1 protein-coding gene is annotated in these 503 nt (G+C 40.0%); it reads right to left on the bottom strand.

Annotation, left to right across the window (positions count from 1 at the left end; translation table 11 throughout):
* A partial coding sequence (locus tag ACFIJQ_RS08930; protein ID WP_375629984.1) for a hypothetical protein occupies positions 1-503 on the bottom strand: 503 nt, incomplete at both ends.

Below are 503 nucleotides of genomic sequence, written 5' to 3' on the forward strand. Positions count from 1 at the left end.
CATCATAATATTCATGACGGTAATAATCATCATCACTTCCAAATCTTGGAATTGCCTCATCATGAATTTGATCCTCTTCTGTTAAAGATGCGGCGCTGTGAACACAAGAAGAGCCAGATACATAAGAACCACAAACCACGGCATCATCAAAAACACGCGAGCCATCACAAATATGAGCAGCACCGCTTATTTTAGCATTGCCACCGACATGAGCATCATCACAAATAACGGCATCATCAGAAATATGGGCATGATCAGTGACACGGGCGTTATCATAAATTTGTGCATTGCCTTCAATTACAACGGCGTTGTTAGCATGCGCATTACCAGACAGTTTTGCATTGTCCTTTAATGTCATGCCTTCAAAAATAGCATTTCCATAAATTTGTGCATCGCCATAAACGTCTACAAAAAAGCCTTTGACTTTAGCATTGTCATAAACCTTTGCATTTTGAAAGACGCGAGCTTTATCATAAACCCAGCAATTACCTTTATGAGAGAGG

The organism is Bartonella sp. TT67HLJMS, assembly GCF_042193375.1.
GTDB lineage: Bacteria > Pseudomonadota > Alphaproteobacteria > Rhizobiales > Rhizobiaceae > Bartonella > Bartonella grahamii.